We start from the raw sequence: 20,529 nt of genomic DNA, 5'->3' as shown, positions 1-20,529 counted from the left end.
CGAGTTCATTGTCATATTGAGCCTGTCGAAATATTTTAACCTACTGGTAATCAATATTAGTTTCGACAAGCTCAACCTGACAAAGTAAATTTAAAAGTCTTTTTAGACAGCCTCTTTATATAAAATTACATTAAAATTTATTCCTCAATATTAAGGGTTGCTGGTGCAACTGAACTATCATGCGCATCATGATATTCCTGTAATAAATTCATGGTTGCTGTTAATAAATCTTTAGTCTCTAATAACAAGCTAAAGTAAAGTGTCGTGTTTTTCGGACTAGACTCTTCATTTCTTGTACGTGACACTTGTTTCCCTATTTTTGAGCTTACCAGATCAAACACTTCTTTTTTACTATTTAAAATAGCTCCAATATGCTCAAAAGATCTAGAATCGAATGCCTCTTTAATGTCAGTAAATAAAGTTTCTACGGCATCATCAACTTCTTTTAACTCCTTAACCTGACTGAATTTAAGGTTTTTATGGTTGTTATTGATGTGCTTATGACTGGTTTTAGAAATGTATTCTAAAGACTGTGTCATGTCTTGTAAGTACCCTAAAATATTAATATAGAAGTTACTCGCACTAACGCTTGATTCATCTAAATTTTTGATGAAATAGAAAATATTATCTCGTAAACTATCTACTTCGTCTGACAGTTTTTTTACTTGTTTTTTATTCTTTTTCAGTAATGATGAGTTTTGTTTAGCAAGTCCTTTTATAGCAATACTGTATATCTTATTACTACGTTTAACAACACTTGAGATATTTTTAGCACTCTCATGGATAACACCTTGTACAGAACTAATATCGGAAGTTGTTAAACTGTCTTCTTCTATCGTTTTATTTGTGCTTTTTTTATGTGTTGTATAATTTCTATACAATAAAATTACGGTTGCAAATAATAGAATTGGCGTCATAACCATAGGGTTCCAATTGATTAAGAACACCACGATTCCTGAGGCTACAAAAGCACCAATTGCAGTACCAAACCATCCGCCAATAACATTTAAAACACCTGCTACTCTATAAACAGCACTCTCTCTTCCCCAGGCGCGATCTGCAAATGAGGTTCCCATGGCAACCATAAAAGTCACATAAGTTGTAGACAAAGGCAATTTCATCGAGGTTGCTATTGCGATTAATACACCTGCAACCATTAAATTTACTGATGCTCTAATCATATCAAAAGCAGGCGCATCTGCTCTAACCGCTTTACTTGAAGATTCACTTGGTTTTTCAAAACTCAAGCTAATCTTATCTTGAATAGTCTTTGGAACAATAGAATCTATCGCAACAGATAAAAAAGAGGTTCCTTTTACCACAGCTCTCGATAAAGCATTAGGTTCAAACTTCTCATTAGTATCCCCTTGACTAGAAAGTTTAATCTCGGTTTCTGCCACTGTTTGTGCTTTTTTAGAGAACCATAAGGTTAATACCATAATACCCCCAGAGATGAATAATAGCATGGGTTCTGCTGGTACTTTTTTAGAAAGCACCCCCATTGAAAATTCTCCAGCTGCTGTACCAGAAACAACCCAAGCTTCATAAGAATGGTAAGCTGCCATTGGCACACCAATAAAGTTTACCAAATCGTTACCTGAAAAGGCTAATGCCAAACCAAAAGTACCGACAGCAATTACAATTATTAAAATGCTTTTATTTGTGATTTTTTGAAAAGCATAAGAAAACAACGTCCAAAACACAAAGCTACCAATTAATATAATAGCTTCTTTACCTTCAATAACACCTTGCATTTCCTTGTAGTACGGTGTGCCTTTTAAACCTTTTAAAAAGATAAAGTAAGTAATGGCGGCTAAAGCAAAGCCACCAAAGAGTGCTCCAAAATTTTTAATTTTATTTTCGTAGTGAAAGGTGAAGACTAATCTGGATACCCATTGTACTAAAGCGCCTATTGTAAAGGCTATGAATACAGACATGAGTATGCCGGTAATAATTTCTATGGCTTTTGCGGTATTAATATAGTTCCCTAAGTCGGCAATCGAATGTTCATCAGATCCACTAATTTTAATTAAAGACATAACCACTGCAGCCCCCAATAAATTGAATACAATAGAAACCGTTGTTGAGGTTGGAAGGCCTAGCGTGTTGAAAAAATCTAAAAGTAAGATGTCAGTAATCATTACTGCCATAAAGATGTACATGATTTCATCAAAGTAAAATTGCCCAGGGACAAAGATACCTTTACGCGCTACCTCCATCATGCCGCTAGAAAATACGGCGCCAATAAAAATACCTAAACTAGCAACTATCATTATAGTGCGCATAGAAATGGCTTTAGAACCTATCGCCGAATTTAAGAAGTTAATCGCGTCATTACTCACACCAACAACAATATCAGCAACAGCTAAAATGGTGATGGCAATCAACATAAATAAATAAATATTATCCATAATTTTTAATTAAAATAAGTTTGCAAATATCTCGAGTGTTTTCGATTGTTGTGTTACCTCAATGTTATCTTTTAAATTTTTAAAAATGAATATCAAATCCAAGTCTAAAGGTAATATTATCTTCCATACCATCAACAGTTGTATGGCTTAAATCACTTTGTACTTTTAGTTTGTGTCCCACAATATATTTTGACACCCCTAAAGTATATTGTTTTTGTGGAAGATTTCCTGTAATAGCCTCGTAATTAACAGTGGTATAACGACCAGCAATTTCATAATTGGTTTTAAATAAATACCCCGCTTGTAGGTTAAGAGCATCACCAGTTAAAACAATGCTTTCAGTTAGTTCTCCACCAGAACCTGTTGCAAGCGTGCCATCTGAATTTTTAGCAATTGGGTTATTTGCATTACGTTGCGCATATTCTCCCATAAAAGAGAAGCCTTTGTGTTTGAACATGGCATCAACAAAGATGGTTTCAATATCTGTTTCATATAAAGAAGTGCCCGCATCATTAAACATATAATCTCCTAAACCATTTCTTTCTCTAACCGCATCTTGGTTAAAGTTATAAGTCGCAGCTAGCATTAATTTTGGTGTTGCTTCGCGTTTTAAATCGGCTTGGACATAATCGCCTTTAGATTGAAATTCACCAAAAGGCAAAAACTCTAAACGGCCTGTATATTGTAGTCCACCTCTATTTCCTTCAGAGGTATTACGTCCTTCGCCTTGAGAAATAGCGAATTTCTCTCGCATTAAAAAGTGGTTACCTAAATTTGTTTTATGTCTTAATTGTATGCCTAAATCACGATCAATATTAAAGCGACTGTTTAATAAAGAACGGTCTATTAATTGAAGGTTTGCAGAAGATACCACACGCTCTACGTTACCGGGTAATTTAGTTTGTCCTGCCCAAAGCTCAAAATTTTCGGCAAAGTTCCACATGATTACAGCATCAAGGATGATATTAGGCGTGTCTCTATTAAAGTCATTCGCTCCAGAGACATCTCTGTTAGATAAGCCCAACTCTAGTTTGTATTTTAGTTTAGGGCTATAGGCAAAACCATCAAATTTTAAACGCGCACGACGCACAATAAAAGTGTGTTCTGGGCTTCCATATTGATTGCCGTCATGATTCCATGAGGATTCTGAACGCACTTGAAAACGCGGGGCAAATTTGATGCTAAAAGAACTGTCTTTTGCTGTGAAGTTGATTAAACCTTTACCGAAAGAGGTATCGCTAATTTCTTGTGAGTTTGTAGAAATGTAAGCGCAAAGCAAAAATGCTGTAAACGTAATTTTAAGTCTCATTGTAATCTTTAGTTTTTTGTCGCTGCAAATAACTGACTCTAATGTTAACTCAATGTTTCCTAATGATTATTATTTTTGATTAAATTATATAAAAAAAGACTGCCTTGGCCTAGGGCAGTCTCATTAGAAATCATAATAATGTAGTCGACAAAAACTAATAGATTATATGAAATACTAATTGTTTGTCTATAGACAGTACAAATATCTAGTATTGAAGTCATGTTATTGTAACCTTAATATTACCAAATTATTAATTCGCTATGTTAAATTTTAATTATTAAAATGCTGATAATCAATTTTTTAGGGTTTCAATGTTAATTTAATGTTACCAAATAGTTGCTTAAATGTTAATTAAGGTTTATATTTGATATATAATGTTAAAACCCATAATTATGAAGAAATCAATTTTATTTTCAATTGCCTTTTTAATTGCTGTGGTATCTTATGCTCAACAAGAGCGAGATTTAAAACTTAATAAAGACACTAATTTAATTGAAGTTGTTTATTATCATGACAATGGAGTTGTAAGTCAAACAGGAACTTACACTACAGATGGTAAATTGCAAGGTGAGTGGCTTCGTTTTGACACAGAAGGCAAGAAACAAGTTTCTGCGAATTATGATAATGGTAAAAAAGTCGGCAAGTGGTTTTTTTGGAACGAGACCACTCTTAAAGAAGTAGATTATAACAATAATGTGATTGCTAATATTAGTGAATGGGAAGTGAAAGCTCCAGTTGCGGTTAGGAATTAAATTAGAGATAATAAAAAAATAAAAAAGCATCTTCGTAAAGAAGATGCTTTTTTATTTAATAGTGTTTTATACTTTTATTAAAAAGTCCAACCTGCTCCCCAAGTTGCATAGTCTGTTCCAGTTGCAGTCCCTTCACCTGTGTAAAAATCGGCGTCTGTAAATGTAATAGTAGTGTCATTTTTTACAAAGTCAATAACATCAACAAAAGTGACTCCTGTTACTTGTAAATCATCACTCACAACCCCGTTACCTGTGTCTAAATCGTCTAAATCAAAACCTTCAGCATAACCAGTGATCATAATGTTGTTAAATATACCTTGGGTACCAGCTCTTAGTCTTACCGCTTCTGAAGAGTTAGCAGAGCCTTCTCCAATAATAGTCACGTTGTTTACTGTTGGTTTAGAGAACATCCCTGTGGCATTGCTAAAATCGGTATTGTATCCGTCTGCTTCAATCGCTTTATCATCTGTAGCTCTATTAGAGATGTAAACATGGTTTAAAGTTCCGGAAAAACCTTCTGTCCAATCTACAGAGTCATCTTCAGCATTAATTACTGAAATGTAGCTCGCGTTTACTGTACCTCCAAAAAATTCAATACCGTCATCTTTTCCAGCGTAAGCTTGAATATAATTTACAATAGTACCACTTCCTACACCGTAGAATGAAAAACCGTTGTTTTCTGATTGCCCATCAGCTGCACCACCAGAGTACTCTACTCTTACATAGTTTAAAGATCCAGAATTGTCATTTGCCACATTTCCACCATAAGGTAAGTTAGCAATTTCTGAAGTTGCCGTAGCCGTTCCAGTTACTGAGTTTATAGGCGCCTGTCCTAATAAAATTAATCCTCCCCAATCTCCAGGTTGTGGATTTGAAGCATCTGAAGTCAATACAATCGGACAATTTGCAGTACCATTGGCTACAATTTTAGCACCCTGAGAAATAGCCACATATACGTTTGCTCCAGAAGCTAACGCTTCAATAGTCATACAAGCAGGTATTGTTAATGTGGTGCCACTCGCCATAATTAATGAACCATTGATTTTGTAAGTGTTGTTTGCATCCAGTGTTAAATCTTCAGTGTAAGTACCAGATAAGAAAATAGTTTGAGGATCTGTTGTACCGCCACCTGTCGTGTTGTTTGTTGTCGAGTTAATTACTATATCAGAAGTATCGTCTGTTGTACAAGACACTACTGAAGCTAATATAGCTAAACCTAAAATTAATTGTTTTTTCATTGTGTTTTTTTTTAATTTATTTTTAATGAATAGTTGTGTTAAAAGTTGTATTTGAATTGGAGGCTTAAGTTCATGCCGCGTTTGTAATCGGTAACCCCTTTTCCGTTCGCAGAAGTCACAAATATGTCTCCTTGGTTTTGGTCTTCTCTAACGTATTGAATGGTAGGGTTTAATATGTTTTTTGCACTAAAATTGATTTCAAAATCTTTTTTAATCGTGTTTTTCCAGATAAAATCTAAAGTAGGGACACTTTTTTCTACGATGTTTCCTAGATCTCCAGAGCCTAAGGCATCAATGCGGTCAGAGAAATAAGAGAATACTAGGTTAGCTACTGGTTTGTAATTTTCAAAAGAAGGAGAATAACTAAGGTCTGCATTCAATAAAAGAGGAGACGCACCTTGTAGCTCATCTTCAGATTTCTTGAAAGATAAATCGAAAGTGCCATCTATACTTGGGTATAAATCTTGTTTAGTTTTCATATATGTAGCGTTGATACCGAATGATAAATTAGTGTCGTTAGCGTCGTTTACAATTAAGTTTTTTCTTAACTCTACTTCTATACCATACACAGTAGCCTTATCACCAGTTCTAACATAACGTTGCGTTCCAGTGGCATCACCAACCACAACAAGATTAATAGGGTTGTCTATTTGTTTACCAAAAGCACCTAAAGAAAAGATTTCACTTCTACTAAAAAACCACTCGTATTTTAAATCGGCATTAACTATTTTAGAATAACCTAAAACATCTGGGTTACCTCCAATTCTCGTTGATACATCTTCATAAACAAAAGGAGCCACTTCTTTAAATTCTGGTACAGAAACCGTTTGGCTGGCAGAGAAACGTAAGTTTTGATCCTCGTTTAGCGCATATTTTATATTTAAAGTAGGTAGAACAAAAGTTTCTTTAAAAGCCCGTTCGCTTTTTCCTTGATTTCCTAAGTTAATGACATCGTATGTAATAGACTGGTCAAAAGATTCCAGTCTTACCCCTGGTACAAACAACCATTTTTCACCAGCTTTAATTTCTGCATCCACATAGCCTGCAGCAATACTTAATTTTCCTGAGTACGTGTTTTCAGGTAAGCCTGGTAAATTGGTATTTCCTAAGGTTTGGTTTGGGTCGGTCGCGCTAAGGGGAATACCATTAATTACTGTGATATCATAACCTGTATCGTTGTTGTCAAAACTAATATTTGATAAGTTGAAGAAGCTATCAAAGTTATTCACGTCTGTTACAGCATAGTCATTGTCCTGAATGTCATAACCGTAACGGATATTATCGAATTGCCGTGTTTTGTACCTTCCGTTGTACCCAAAATTTAATTTAACGTTCTCATTGGCTTCATAAGCTAAATTAACTCTTCCATTATATTCATCGTCTTCAATATTTTGAAAATAACGCTGGTTATCAAAATCTACATTACTATAAAAACTCGGATTGGTAGAAGGATCATTATCAAATGCTAAATGATAGTTTTCTAAACTAATACGCTTTCTGTCTGGTTGATTAGCATAGACTTTATTATAACCAAACCCCCAATCTAATTCGTAGTTTTCCGACTTGTGATTTCCTAATAATTGGTTAACAAACATTCTGGTTTGATCAAACTGAACGTTCATTTGGTAAAAACCTTCATCTGTATTTAAAATAGCATCTCTATTTTTTCCTTTTCCATCAATACCAAAATAACCCACTTCGTCTGAAGAACTATTAATAAAAACAGAGTTAAATTTTATACTGTTATCATCATTTATTCTGTAGTTTATGTTAGTCATTCCCGTTGTCGTCGTACTATATTCGTACTCTTCCGCAGCATCAAAACGCTTTTTTTCTACCGTTGAAAAATCGACTGCTTTTCCAAATCTGTATTGGTAATTGTTTTCAAAAGAAGCCGTAGCAAAGACACTTAAACGAGAATCGTCATTAAAATTAAAGGTATTCCCAACAGAAGCACCATAGTTAATATTAATAGGAGTGCTCACATTTTCTGGGTCTATACCATGTGATAAAATAACAGCGAATGGATTGTGCTCATATCTGCCATAATAGCCAAAATAGCCGGTACCTTCACTTCTTACAAAACTTTTATCTATAGCATTGGTATTAAAACCAGATCCAGTAAACACTTCAAAAAACAAATCACCTTTATGCTCTTTTGATGTAATGTCTACATTACCAGCAGAAAAATCTCCATAAAATCTTGAAGAATAGGCCTTACTTATAGATACATTTTGAATAACGTCTGATGAGAAGAGATTTAAGTCAATGTTTTTCTTGTTAACATCATTAGAAGGTAAAGACAAACCATTCATAGTCGTATTTAAGTAACGATCCCCTAATCCACGAACATACACGTTACTTGAACCTTCTTGTTTAGATACACCAGAAATTTTAGCAACAGCACCGGCAGCATCACTAACACCTTTGCGGGATAACTCGTCTGCACCAATACTTTGCTTAATTTCTACGGCCTTTTTCTGGTTTAATAATAAGGCAGTTTCACTTTCTCGCTTTGTAGTTGTTTGAAGTACAACTTCTTCTAGTTTTGCTGTACTTGCGGCTAGGCTAACATTAATTTCCTTCTTTTCTCCAGGGCTAATTTGAACTGGAATATTTTGTGTTTCGTAACCTATAAAGCTGAATTCTAAAGTATAGCTTCCAGGTGCTAAATTAGCAATAGAATATAAACCATCAAAATCTGTAGTTTCCCCTTTCGAAGTCCCTTTAATGGCAACATTACACTGAGGTAATGCTTCGTCGTTATAGTCTTTGTCAGAAACTTTTCCATAAACAGAACCCGTTTCTTGAGCGAAAGTGACTAATGACGTTAGTAGTGTAATAATTAGCAAAAATTGTTTCATTTTTAATTTTAGTTTTGTCGTTGCAAAGAAACCTCGGTTCTATGAATCGAAGGTTAAGTAGGCGTTAAAACTCAGTCATCAAAAGGTTATCGCAAGGTTACCAAGAGTGGGGGGTGTTTTTAATTTGGAAACATTAATTTAACATTGAATTTTTCTATCTTGCCAACACTTAAAAACCAACTATGAACTGGGAACAATTACTCTCTTTAAAGCGCTTTGGAGATACCAATAAACGATTGCGAAAAGAACAGGACGAAACACGATTAGGCTTTGAGGTGGATTACGACCGTGTTATTTTTTCTTCGGCATTTAGAAGTCTGCAAGACAAAACACAAGTGATTCCCTTATCGCAAACCGATTTTGTACATACTCGTTTAACCCATAGTCTAGAGGTAAGTGTTGTAGGGCGTTCGTTAGGGAGACGCGTGGGTTTGAAAGTCTTAGAAAAACATCCCCATTTGCAAAATATTCACGGGTATCAGGCCCATGATTTTGGCGCTATAGTAGCTGCTGCTGCATTAGCTCATGATATTGGGAATCCGCCGTTTGGGCATTCTGGTGAAAAAGCAATTGGAGAGTTTTTTAAATCTGGAAAAGGAAGTCAATACAAAAAAGAGCTGACTGAAAAAGAGTATCAAGATTTATGTGATTTTGAAGGCAATGCGAACGGATTCAAAATCGTAACACAAAGTAGAGATGGGCGTGAAGGTGGCTTAAGATTGAGTTACGCGACACTTGGGGCCTTTACTAAATATCCTAAAGAATCACTTCCCAAAAAACCAACCCAGCATATTGCCGATAAGAAATACGGGTTTTTTCAAAGTGAACAAGAAGCTTTTGTTGAGGTGGCAAATGAATTAGGCTTACAAAGCCGGAATGATAAAGCAGTGAGTTTCTCGCGTCATCCATTGGCCTTTTTAGTTGAAGCCGCAGACGATATTTGTTATACAATTATAGATTTCGAAGATGGTATTAACTTAGGATTAATACAAGAAGAGTTTGCTTTAGAGTATCTCATTAACTTAGTGCGTAATAAAATTAACACGAATAAGTATCACGAGTTGAAAAACACAGAAGACCGTGTGAGCTATTTAAGAGCCTTAGCTATTGGTGCATTAATTGACGAAGCCGTTGCTATTTTTATGAAAAACGAAGACGCTATTTTAAATGGTGAATTTGATCAGGCTTTATTGGATAAGAGTCAGTACGAAGCTCAAATTAATGACATTATTAAACTGAGCGTTGAAAAAATTTACCAATCAACAGAAGTGGTAGATAAAGAAATTGCAGGTTATGGCGTATTAAGTACTTTACTCGAAAGCTATGTCAAAGCTGTAAATAACAGCTACGAAAACAGAGCCTCTAACTATGATACCTTAATCTTAAAAGGATTGCCAAAAACAATTAAAGTGAATCAAGACAGTCTATATGAGCGCTTATTGAGTGTGTGCCACTATATTTCTTTGCTCTCTGATAGTCAGGCAATCATTCAATACAAAAAAATTAAGGGGTTTAGTTTTTAAATTAGTTTTGCTGAAATATACTCCGAAAGCCCTTTAGCATCTAGGCCAATGGATTGTTGTAATTCATCAACAGTACCATGTTCTATAAAAATATCTGGAATACCTTTTATATAAATTTCGTTTTTATAGTGATGTTCTGCAGCAAATTCTAAAATGGCTGAACCAAATCCGCCTTTTACAGAAGCATCTTCAGCCGTAATAATAGTGTCATGTGTCTTGAAAATAGTATGAAGTAATGCCTCATCTAATGGTTTTATAAAACGCATATCGCAATGAGAGATCGTTTGAAGTGATTCAGATAATTCTATAGCTTTTGAAATATTTTCAGCAATACTTCCAATAGATAAAACAGCTAATTTTTTTCCTTTTTTGAGTACTTCTGCTTTTCCTATTTCAAGGGTAGAAAAAGGTTGTTTCCAGTCAATGGTACTGCCGCGGCCTCTAGGATAACGTATGGCTATAGGGTGTTTTAAGCCCAATTGAGCGGTGTACATTATATTGCGCAATTCAATTTCATTACGCGGCGCAAACACTATTACATTAGGAATACAGCGTAAATAACTTAAATCGTATACACCATGGTGTGTTGCACCATCTTCACCTACCAGGCCAGCACGATCTAAGCAGAAAATAACAGGTAAATTCTGTATGGCTACATCGTGAATAACTTGGTCATAGGCACGCTGTAAAAAAGTAGAGTATATGTTGCAGAAAGGAATTAAGCCTTGTGTTGCCATACCCGCAGCAAGCGTAACAGCATGTTGTTCTGCAATACCAACATCAAAGGCACGGTCAGGAATTTCTTCCATCATAAATTTGAGAGAACTCCCTGTTGGCATAGCAGGAGTAATACCTACAATGTTTTTGTTTAATTTGGCTAATTCAACTAATGTATGTCCAAAAACATCTTGAAATTTGGGTGCTTCAATAACTTTTTCCTTCACATACAAGTCACCTGTTTTGGCATCAAATTTTCCTGGGGCATGATAGGTAACTTGGTTTTCCTCGGCTTGACGTAAGCCCTTACCTTTAGTAGTAATAACATGTAAAAACTTCGGACCTTTCACGGTTTTTAAACGTTGTAATTCTGTAATCAATTGTGGTAAATCATGACCATTAGTTGGGCCAGAGTAATCAAAATTTAAGGCCTCAAAAATATTATCTTGTTTTTGAGTTCCTTTTTTAACATTAGTTAAATATTGTTTCAGTGCACCTACGCTGGGATCTATTCCAATGGCATTATCATTTAAAATGACTAATAGGTTGCAATTAGTAACGCCCGCATGGTTTAAGCCTTCGAAAGCCATACCGCTCGCAATAGAAGCATCTCCAATAACGGCAATGTGCTGTTTCTCAAGGTCGCCTTTTAATTGCGAGGCGATGGCCATGCCTAAAGCTGCTGAAATGGATGTAGAGGAATGACCAACACCAAAACTATCAAATTCGCTTTCACTTCGTTTTGGAAATCCGCTAACACCGTTGAATTGTCTGTTTGTATCGAAAGTGTCTTTTCTTCCAGTTAATATTTTATGTCCGTAAGCTTGATGTCCTACATCCCAAATAAGTTCATCTTTGGGTGTATTGAAAACATAATGGATGGCGATCGTTAATTCAACAACACCTAAACTTGCACCTAAATGTCCCGCTTTTGTTGCAACAGTTTCGATAATGAAGTTACGAAGTTCTAATGCTAAACCAAGAAGTGCTGTATTATCGAGCTTACGTAATACTTTAATGGTTTTGATGGTGTTTAAAATTGGCGTGGCCATAATAGAATTAAATTGGCTGTAAAATTATCAAAATGAGTAGTATAAAGTGTTAATTATTGAAGATAATTTATTGAATACTGTAATATTTGTGAGTTGGTTCTTATATTTGGGACTTATTGTAAAAAAATCTCAACAAACTAAACCTAATTATGAAGAAAAATTACATTTTACAGCTCTTTGTTTTAGCTTTCCTATTTGCTTTTCAAATGGGAACCTCACAAAGCAGTTTAGCAAATAATGAATTTGGTTCAACCATTCAAAACTGGTTAAATCAACATAAAGATAAATATCAATTATCTGAAAATGATCTTTCAAGCTTATTAGTAAGTGATGCTTACTATTCTAAAAAGACAAAAATTAATCATGTGTACGTTAATCAGGCCTATCAAGGTATTAAAATTCACAATGCTATTTCAACTGTTGCGGTAAGGAATAGCGTCATATTTCATTATGGTAATGGATTACTTTCTGATATTGCTTCAAAAGTAAATACAACGACTCCATTAATTGATGCTCAAACGGCTATTAACTCGGTCGTTACGACTTATAATTTAGGAGCTGTTTCAAATTTACAGGTCCTTGAATCTTCTGAAGGAAAACATCTTTTTTCTAATGGCGGTGTTTCGAAAAGAGACATTCCTGTGCAATTAGTATATCAAACGACTCGAGATGGTTCATTAAGATTAGCTTGGGATTTAAGTATTTATACGTTAAACGGAAAAAATTGGTATAGTGTTAGAGTAGATGCTGTTTCTGGGACACCTTTAGAGACTAATGATTGGATTGTAACTTGTAATTTTGGAGATAACAATCATAGTAATCACACGCACACAAGCCACAGTCAAGATGATACGGTAGATTTATTTAAATCTACAAATGCCATGCCAGACGGATCATCTTATAATGTTTTCCCTATACCTGTTGAAAGTCCAAGTCATGGTCCGATTCAATTAGTATTAGACCCTTCAAATGTAGTTGCTTCTCCTTTTGGATGGCATGATATTGATGGCGCTGCAGGGCCAGAATACACGATAACCAGAGGGAATAATGTTTGGGCGCAAGATGATATAGATGGAAATGATGATGACATGGGTATTTCACCAGATGGTGGCGCTTCACTAACGTTTAACTTTCCTTTTGATGACAACCAAGAAGCAGTAAATTATTTAAATGCCTCGTTAACGAACTTATTTTATATGAATAACATCATGCATGATGTTTGGTATCAATATGGGTTTGATGAAGCAAGTGGGAATTTTCAAGAAAATAACTACGGAAATGGTGGTGTAGGTGGTGATTTTGTTTTTGCAGATGGACAAGATGGTAGTGGAATAAATAATGCCACATTTGGTACTCCGGCCGAGGGAGGAAACCCAGGAATGACTATGTTTTTATGGTCAGCGAGAGTAAATCCTTTAGTGGTTAATGGCGGTACACTTGATGGAAGTTATCCAATAGCAACAGCTAGTTTTGGTGGAACATTAGGTAGCCCAATAACCGGAACTTTAGGATTAGTTGTTGATGATAATGCAAGTGCTTCAACAGATGCAAATGATGCCTGCGATGCGATTACTAATGGTGGAAACATTTCTGGAAAAATAGCAATACTAAGAAGAGGATCATGCGAATTTGGAGTTAAAGTTGTCGCGGCAGAGAATCAAGGAGCTATAGCAGTTGTTGTGGTTAATAATATTGCAGGTGTACCAACGCCTATGGGACCAGGTGCCGTTGGAGATACCGCAACTATTCCTTCGGTTATGGTTAGTCAGGCAGACGGAGAAGCATTAATAAGTGCGATAAATAATGGCGAAACTATTAGTGTGACTTTATCTGGTGGTTACCAAAGAGATGGTAGTCTTGATAACAGTATCGTAGCACATGAATATGGACATGGTATTTCTTCAAGATTAGCTGGTGGGCCTTCAAGTCCTAACTGTTTGGGTAACGCAGAACAAATGGGTGAAGGTTGGTCAGATTGGTTTGCATTAATGTTGACCATGAAAGCATCAGATTTACCTGAAACAGGTAGAGGTATTGCAACGTATTCAAACAGTCAACCAATTGATGGACAGGGCATCAGGCCATTTAGATATAGTCCAGATACAGCTATAAATCCATTAACATATGCAGACACCAATGATGCGACTAATATTTCTCAGCCTCATGGAATTGGATCTATTTGGGCAACAATGCTTTGGGATTTAACTTGGAAGTATATTGAAAAATATGGATTTGATCCAGATGTTTACAACGGAACAGGTGGAAACAATAAGATTATGCAACTTGTAATTGACGGTTTAAAATTACAAAATTGTAATGCAGGATTTGTTGGAGGTAGATCAGGTCTTTTAGCCGCAGATATGGCGCTTACAAATGGTGAAGATCAGTGTATGATTTGGGAAGTCTTCGCTGCAAGAGGGCTGGGATTAAATGCGTCTCAAGGGACTGCACAATCCAGAACAGATCAGGTAGAGGATTTTAATGAGCCCCCTGCAAGTAATCCAACACTGCAAAACTGTACTAGTTTAAGTGTAGATGAATTTAAAGCTTCTAACTATTCTATTTACCCTAATCCAACCAATGATATATTAAATATTAAGGTTAAAAAGAGCTTTGGTGAAGTGAAGATTACACTGTCTGATATTAATGGACGCGTTGTATTAAAAACAACTAAAACATTAAATGATAATGCCACCTTAAATATTGGTAAATTACAATCAGGACTGTATATTTTAACGATTAAAGGAGAAGCGATTAACACGAATGATAAGATTCTTAAGAAATAAGAGTCATTTAAAATAAATAAAAAAAAGACAGCTATTTAATTAGCTGTTTTTTTTATTTTTATAGGATATGATAAACGTATACGACGATAATTATTTTATGCAAAAAGCACTTCAGGAAGCTGAGGCTGCATATGAAAAAGGAGAGATTCCAGTGGGTGCTGTTATCGTTATTGAAGACCGTATTATTGCGCGAGCACATAATTTAACAGAACTGTTAAATGATGTCACAGCACATGCTGAAATGCAGGCTATAACAGCTGCAGCCAATTTTTTAGGTGGAAAATATCTTCATAATTGTACCTTATACGTTACATTAGAGCCTTGCCAAATGTGCGCAGGCGCCTTGTATTGGAGTCAGATTTCAAAAATTGTATATGCTGCAAGAGATAAAGAACGTGGTTGCATTAATCTAAATACGAAGTTGCACCCTAAAACAAAGCTAAAAGGTGGCGTTTTAGAAGAAGAAGCTTCAAAATTATTAAAGCGTTTCTTTATAGAAAAACGCAATTTGAATTGACCCTTATAACTTTCGTTTATCACCTTCTTTTTTACGCATGTCTTCAATTTTTTCCTTGGTTAACATGTATTCTTTAATATCTCTACCTTTCCATCTGTGATAGGTGAATAAAGGTATGACAATAAAAAAGAAACTTAAAACACCAAATCCAATGAGTTTTTGAGTGTAAGGAACATCTAAAATATAACCGCATATAACCGAGGCTACTGAAGCAATAAAGAAAAACCAAATAATATATTTCATTTTTAAATTGTATTAATTTTTATATAAAAAATCTCAAAGGATTAATTTTACCAAGGCTTTTGAAGCCTTTACAATCGATCGGTCCTATTACAAAATTAAGCAATTTTTAAGCTAAGAGCTTACATTAATTAATTCTCTGCGATACGCTGTCAATAATTTAGATTTTGAAACAAAACCTGCATACTTTCCATTGTCTATTACAGGTAGATTCCAGGCAGCAGAATCTTGAAATTTCTGCATTACTTTTTGCATCGAATCTTTTTTGTAATAAATTTTGTCTGGTGGGTTGTGCATAATATCTTGAACTAAAGTCGCATCGTATAAGGCACGATCAAACATAATGTCACGTATGTCATCTAATAAAATGATGCCAACAAGTTGCTGTTTTTTATTAACCACAGGAAATAAGTTTCTAGCAGATTTGGCAACACCTTCATGAAGCATTTGGCCCAAGGTCATTGTCGGTTCTAAGACTATAAAATTGGTCTCAATGATGCCATCAAGCGTCATTAATGTTAATACGCTTTGGTCTTTGTTATGGGTTAGTAGCTGCCCTTTTTCTGCTAATTCTCTGGTATATATTGTATAATCAATCGCGCTTTTTTTAACGCTGAAAGAGATACCAACAGCGATCATTAAAGGAATAAATAATTCATAACCGCCAGTAATTTCAGCAATTAAGAAAATAGCGGTTAAAGGCGCATGAAGCACGCCTGCAATCAATCCAGCCATACCAATAAGTGTAAAATTAGTTTCTGAAACATTAAAACCTAAACCAATATTGTTAATTACTTTAGCGACCACATTACCCAAGGCACTTCCCATAACTAGTGTTGGAATAAATATACCACCCACACCACCGGCTGCAAAAGTTGTTGTCATGGCTACTGCCTTAAAAACAGTGATGCCAAATAACAATGCGATTACGACCCAAATATTATCATTAAACGCATCAAAAGGCGTTTTGCCTAAAGCCTGTAAATGATTTCCAGCCAATAAATTATTAATAAAACCAAAACCTTCACCATACAAAGGCGGAATAAAATAGAGCATGACACCAATGGTTAACCCACCAATGATTAATCGCTGAAAAGCGGATTTAAATCGTTCGAAAAATTTCAGAATGAAGAAGTACATTTTTGTGAAATAGATAGAAGCCAGACCAGTACCAATGCCCAAAACGGCATAAAAGAGAATGTCTTTTAGTTCAAATTTATCTGAAAAGTTAAAATTGAAAAGTAAATCGTCTCCTAAAAAGAAATAAGAAGTAATTACTGAAGATACCGAAGCAATAAGTAAGGGCAGTAGTGAAACAAAAGTTAAATCCAGACTAAAAACTTCTACTGCAAAAATGATTGCTGCAATAGGCGATTTAAATATAGAAGAAATTGCCCCTGCAGCAGCACAACCAATTAATAGTGTTCTTGTTTTTCTATTGATGTGAAAAAGCTTACCCAGATTTGAACTCAGGGCAGCGCCTGATGAAATAGCGGGTCCTAATAATCCTACCGAACCACCAAAACCTACCGTTAGGGGCGCAGCTATTAAAGGGAAATATATTTTACTGCGTTGGAGAATGCCACTTTTTTTTGCTAAAGAATAGAGTACAGAAGGAATAGCATGTTCTAAGGGTTTTTTTGAAACATATTTAACAAATAAGTAGACTAATAATAAGCCAATAACAGGTAAAATGAAATAGAGTTGATTGTTTGAGAACGCAATACTCTTTGATAATAAAGATTCTATTGTAAAGGTGAGGTTCTTTAATGTAACAGCAATTAAACCAGCTAATAAGCCTACAAGTGCACTTAAAATAAAAACAAAGTTTTTTTCTGAAAGATGTTTGTATCTCCAGATTAAAAAGCGTCTAAAAGGTGATTTTTTTGGCATAAGTTTAGTCTAGACTAAAAGTAACAAAAAATCCTGCGTGAAGCAGAGTTATTTGTTCAATTGTGGGTGGTAATTATAATGTTTTTTTGAACTCCTCTAAATCTTCTGGATATATTTGGCGTAAGGTTTCTACATAGGGCCGTTTATTATTATAACCTAAATTATAATCTGCAATAGATTGATTTATAGTTGTTTTTGATAGTTTTAAAAGGTTTTGGGCTTTAAATATTTGTGCTTTATAATATTTAGCATCTGCACTCAGGTTGCGGGAATACGCTAACTGTTTGTCAAAATTGGCTAAGGCTTTTTCATAGTTTCCTGCTTCAAAATAAGAAATTCCATTATATAAGAAAGCAGTAACATCTACATAATCTTCTCCGAAATCTTTAATCTCTTTGGCGATATGTTTTTCAAAATAGGCATTAGATTTTTTATAATCTTTCAATCCTAAATAGGCGACTCCTCGCCAATAATCTACACTATGGCCTTGTGGTGCATCAATAAAATCTGGAGTGAGTGTATCTGAAGCGTCAAAATCTGCAATAGCTTTTCTGTAATCTCTATAAAACCACAAATATAGGTAGCCACGCCAAGGAATTCGAGTAGCAGCATCTAATTTAACAGCTTTATTGTATTGTGGAAGCCATTCGTGTGGGAGCCCTCGTTTTAAGTATGCGACAGACAATTCGTAAACGGCTTGCTCATAAGTAGAGTCCACTTCTGTGGCTCTTTTTATCCCATTAATGCTCATCCTTGAGCCTTGTGGGTATTGAATCGCTCTTTTGTAAATTGCTTCGGCTTTCTCTCTTTTTGTACTACAAGAGAAGAGTAATAAAAGGCAAGCAATACTAAGGGATAATTTCAGTAATCTCTCCATTTTCTATGCGGTATGAAATGTACATGTAGGCATCTCTCTTTTTGTTGTAGAGATACACGGGAAGCCATTGCTTAACATTTGTAGTTAAATTAGTAAGTTGTTTTTTTAAATCTGAATTAAAAGATTGAGGCTCGAGATCGAGGTTGTTTTCATGTATAGTAAACCGTCCCGCTTGTCCTTCACAATTAATAATAAAGCGAATGTTGAAATATCCAGAATCTGAATAATTTCTATTCTTGTACGCTTTATTTATATAGTCTCTAAAGCCATTTTTTCCATTGAAATAAGGTAGGGTTTGTGATTGATTGTAATACTGATAAATATTGTTTTCATTACAAACCTTAAAGTTTTCATTTAAAATAGAAGTCTCCGGATTTATATAATGGGCATCATGTTCGAATTCACCTTCATTAGGTAATAAACTATAATGCATCATATAATACAGATAGGCGACTAAAAACCCAACTATAAGCAAGAGAACACCTAAGATGCCTCCTATTATTTTGAAAATCTTTTTTACTTTCATTTTTCTAAACTAACAAAAAATCCTGCGTGAAGCAGGATTTTTAAATTATGATTTTAAGTTTAGTTTTAAACTTAATTCTTTTAATTGTTCATCGTCAATTGGTGCAGGTGCATCAATCATCACATCCCGACCTGAATTGTTTTTTGGGAAGGCAATAAAATCACGAATGGTTTCTTGTCCGCCAAGAATGGCAACCAATCTATCTAATCCAAAGGCTAAGCCACCATGAGGAGGCGCGCCGTATTCAAAAGCATCCATAAGGAAACCAAACTGTGCTTTTGCCTCTGCATCAGAGAATCCTAAATGCTTTAGCATAATGGCTTGGGTGGCTTTATCGTGAATACGTATTGATCCGCCACCAATTTCATTGCCATTCAAAACCAAATCATAAGCATTCGCTTTTACGTCACCTGGGTTTGTGTCTAATAATTCAATTTGGCCTGGTTTTGGTGAGGTAAAAGGGTGATGCATGGCATGATAATGCCCCGTTTCTTCATCTAGCTCCAATAAAGGAAAATCAATAACCCATAAAGGGGCAAATACTTTTGGGTCACGCAAACCTAAACGAGTTGCCAGTTCCATACGCAAGGCACTTAATTGTGCTCGTACTTTATTAATCTCTCCTGAAAGCACACAGATTAAATCGCCGGGTTTTGCACCGGTAGTTTCTGCCCATTTTGCCAAATCCTCTTGATCGTAAAATTTATCTACTGAAGATTTAAAGCTGCCGTCATCATTGCAACGTGCGTAAACCATCCCTAAAGCACCAACTTGCGGACGCTTTACCCAATCAATTAATTTGTCTATTTCCTTTCTTGTATAAGTGTTTCCTCCAGGAACAGCAATACCAACCACTAATTCGGCACTGTTAAATACACCAAAATCTTTGTGTTGTGCTACCGCATTTAATTCGCCAAATTCCATCCCAAAACGAATGTCTGGTTTGTCGTTTCCGTATAAACGCATGGCGTCATCGTATAATAGTCGTGGGAATTTTTCAATTTCAACACCGTTCACTTCTTTAAGTAAGTGGCGGGTTAAGCCCTCGAAAACGTTTAAAATGTCTTCTTGCTCAACAAAGGCCATTTCACAGTCAATTTGTGTGAATTCGGGTTGTCTGTCTGCACGTAAATCTTCATCTCTAAAACACTTTACGATTTGGAAATACTTGTCCATGCCACCAACCATAAGTAGTTGTTTAAAGGTTTGTGGTGATTGTGGCAGCGCGTAAAACTCACCCGCATTCATACGTGAAGGCACAACAAAATCACGAGCACCTTCTGGTGTCGATTTTATTAAATACGGTGTTTCTACTTCTATAAAACCATCATTAGATAAATAGTTTCTCACCTCCTGAGTTACCTTCGCTCTAAAAATCAGGTTGTTTTTTACAGGATTACGTCTAATATCTAAGTAGCGATATTTCATGCGAATATCTTCACCACCATCTGTTTTATCCTCTATAGTAAACGGAGGTAAAAGCGCTTGGTTTAATATAGTTAATTCCGAAACTAAAATCTCAATGGCACCTGTTGGCAGATTTGGGTTCTTGGAATCCCGCTCAACGACCTTACCTTTAACTTGGATGACGAATTCACGACCTAATTTTTGAGCGCGTTCCAGTAATTCTTTCGAAGTACGTTCTTCATCAAACACCAATTGCGTAATCCCGTAACGGTCTCGTAAATCTACCCAAATAATGAATCCTTTGTCTCTTGATTTTTGAACCCAACCAGATAAGGTAACTTCTGTATTGATATGCGATGCATTTAATTCACCACAGTTATGACTTCTGTACATAATAATTTATTAGAGTGCAAAAAT

General features: G+C 35.4%; 14 protein-coding genes. 4 read left to right on the top strand and 10 right to left on the bottom strand.

Annotation, left to right across the window (positions count from 1 at the left end; translation table 11 throughout):
- Positions 1-137: 137 nt before the first annotated feature.
- Both GQ46_RS08445 and GQ46_RS08440 read right to left on the bottom strand, forming a co-directional pair.
- Complete coding sequence (locus GQ46_RS08445) at positions 138-2,411, bottom strand: inorganic phosphate transporter (protein WP_044400510.1); 2,274 nt, start codon at positions 2,409-2,411, stop codon at positions 138-140.
- Between the two features lie 79 nt (positions 2,412-2,490).
- On the bottom strand, positions 2,491-3,720 hold the full coding sequence (locus tag GQ46_RS08440; RefSeq protein WP_044400508.1) for a porin: 1,230 nt from the start codon (positions 3,718-3,720) through the stop codon (positions 2,491-2,493).
- 392 nt (positions 3,721-4,112) lie between these two features.
- On the opposite strand from GQ46_RS08440, the gene GQ46_RS08435 reads away from it, so the two are divergent.
- On the top strand, positions 4,113-4,472 hold the full coding sequence (locus GQ46_RS08435; RefSeq protein WP_044404765.1) for a toxin-antitoxin system YwqK family antitoxin: 360 nt from the start codon (positions 4,113-4,115) through the stop codon (positions 4,470-4,472).
- Positions 4,473-4,549: 77 nt separating this feature from the next.
- On the opposite strand, the gene GQ46_RS08430 is transcribed toward GQ46_RS08435, so the two are convergent.
- The gene (locus GQ46_RS08430; RefSeq protein WP_044400505.1) at positions 4,550-5,710 is read right to left on the bottom strand and encodes a hypothetical protein; all 1,161 of its coding nucleotides are present in this window, start codon (positions 5,708-5,710) and stop codon (positions 4,550-4,552) included.
- 38 nt (positions 5,711-5,748) lie between these two features.
- Complete coding sequence (locus tag GQ46_RS08425; protein ID WP_044400502.1) at positions 5,749-8,574, bottom strand: TonB-dependent receptor; 2,826 nt, start codon at positions 8,572-8,574, stop codon at positions 5,749-5,751.
- A 182-nt stretch (positions 8,575-8,756) separates the two neighbouring features.
- On the opposite strand from GQ46_RS08425, the gene GQ46_RS08420 reads away from it, so the two are divergent.
- Positions 8,757-10,097: a deoxyguanosinetriphosphate triphosphohydrolase gene (locus GQ46_RS08420; protein WP_044400499.1), complete on the top strand. Its 1,341-nt coding sequence runs from the start codon at positions 8,757-8,759 to the stop codon at positions 10,095-10,097.
- Here the strand turns inward: GQ46_RS08420 and dxs are convergent.
- Positions 10,094-11,866: a 1-deoxy-D-xylulose-5-phosphate synthase gene (gene dxs, locus GQ46_RS08415; protein WP_044400495.1), complete on the bottom strand. Its 1,773-nt coding sequence runs from the start codon at positions 11,864-11,866 to the stop codon at positions 10,094-10,096. The two genes, GQ46_RS08420 and dxs, sit on opposite strands and share 4 nt — an antisense overlap.
- A gap of 149 nt (positions 11,867-12,015) precedes the next feature.
- Between dxs and GQ46_RS08410 the strand changes: the two genes are divergently transcribed.
- Positions 12,016-14,652, top strand: coding sequence for a T9SS-dependent M36 family metallopeptidase (locus tag GQ46_RS08410; RefSeq protein WP_044400492.1), 2,637 nt, complete (start codon positions 12,016-12,018; stop codon positions 14,650-14,652).
- A gap of 67 nt (positions 14,653-14,719) precedes the next feature.
- Positions 14,720-15,169: a nucleoside deaminase gene (locus GQ46_RS08405; protein ID WP_044400489.1), complete on the top strand. Its 450-nt coding sequence runs from the start codon at positions 14,720-14,722 to the stop codon at positions 15,167-15,169.
- Between the two features lie 3 nt (positions 15,170-15,172).
- On the opposite strand, the gene GQ46_RS08400 is transcribed toward GQ46_RS08405, so the two are convergent.
- The 5 genes from GQ46_RS08400 to aspS all read right to left on the bottom strand — a co-directional run bounded on the left by GQ46_RS08400 (position 15,173) and on the right by aspS (position 20,505).
- Positions 15,173-15,412: a hypothetical protein gene (locus GQ46_RS08400; protein WP_044400486.1), complete on the bottom strand. Its 240-nt coding sequence runs from the start codon at positions 15,410-15,412 to the stop codon at positions 15,173-15,175.
- Between the two features lie 111 nt (positions 15,413-15,523).
- Positions 15,524-17,302 (bottom strand): chloride channel protein, encoded by a 1,779-nt coding sequence (locus GQ46_RS08395; RefSeq protein WP_044400483.1) that lies wholly within the window; start codon positions 17,300-17,302, stop codon positions 15,524-15,526.
- 73 nt (positions 17,303-17,375) lie between these two features.
- Positions 17,376-18,179: a tetratricopeptide repeat protein gene (locus tag GQ46_RS08390; RefSeq protein ID WP_044400481.1), complete on the bottom strand. Its 804-nt coding sequence runs from the start codon at positions 18,177-18,179 to the stop codon at positions 17,376-17,378.
- The gene (locus tag GQ46_RS17600; RefSeq protein ID WP_156133129.1) at positions 18,151-18,705 is read right to left on the bottom strand and encodes a hypothetical protein; all 555 of its coding nucleotides are present in this window, start codon (positions 18,703-18,705) and stop codon (positions 18,151-18,153) included. Before GQ46_RS17600 ends, GQ46_RS08390 begins: the two co-directional genes overlap by 29 nt.
- Positions 18,706-18,750: 45 nt before the next feature.
- On the bottom strand, positions 18,751-20,505 hold the full coding sequence (gene aspS / locus GQ46_RS08385) for an aspartate--tRNA ligase (protein ID WP_044400478.1): 1,755 nt from the start codon (positions 20,503-20,505) through the stop codon (positions 18,751-18,753).
- Positions 20,506-20,529: the final 24 nt, after the last annotated feature.

The organism is Lacinutrix sp. Hel_I_90 (assembly GCF_000934685.1).
Classification (GTDB): domain Bacteria; phylum Bacteroidota; class Bacteroidia; order Flavobacteriales; family Flavobacteriaceae; genus Lacinutrix.
Note: the sequence above shows the minus strand (reverse complement) of the source record. Positions and strands in the feature narration are given on the sequence as shown.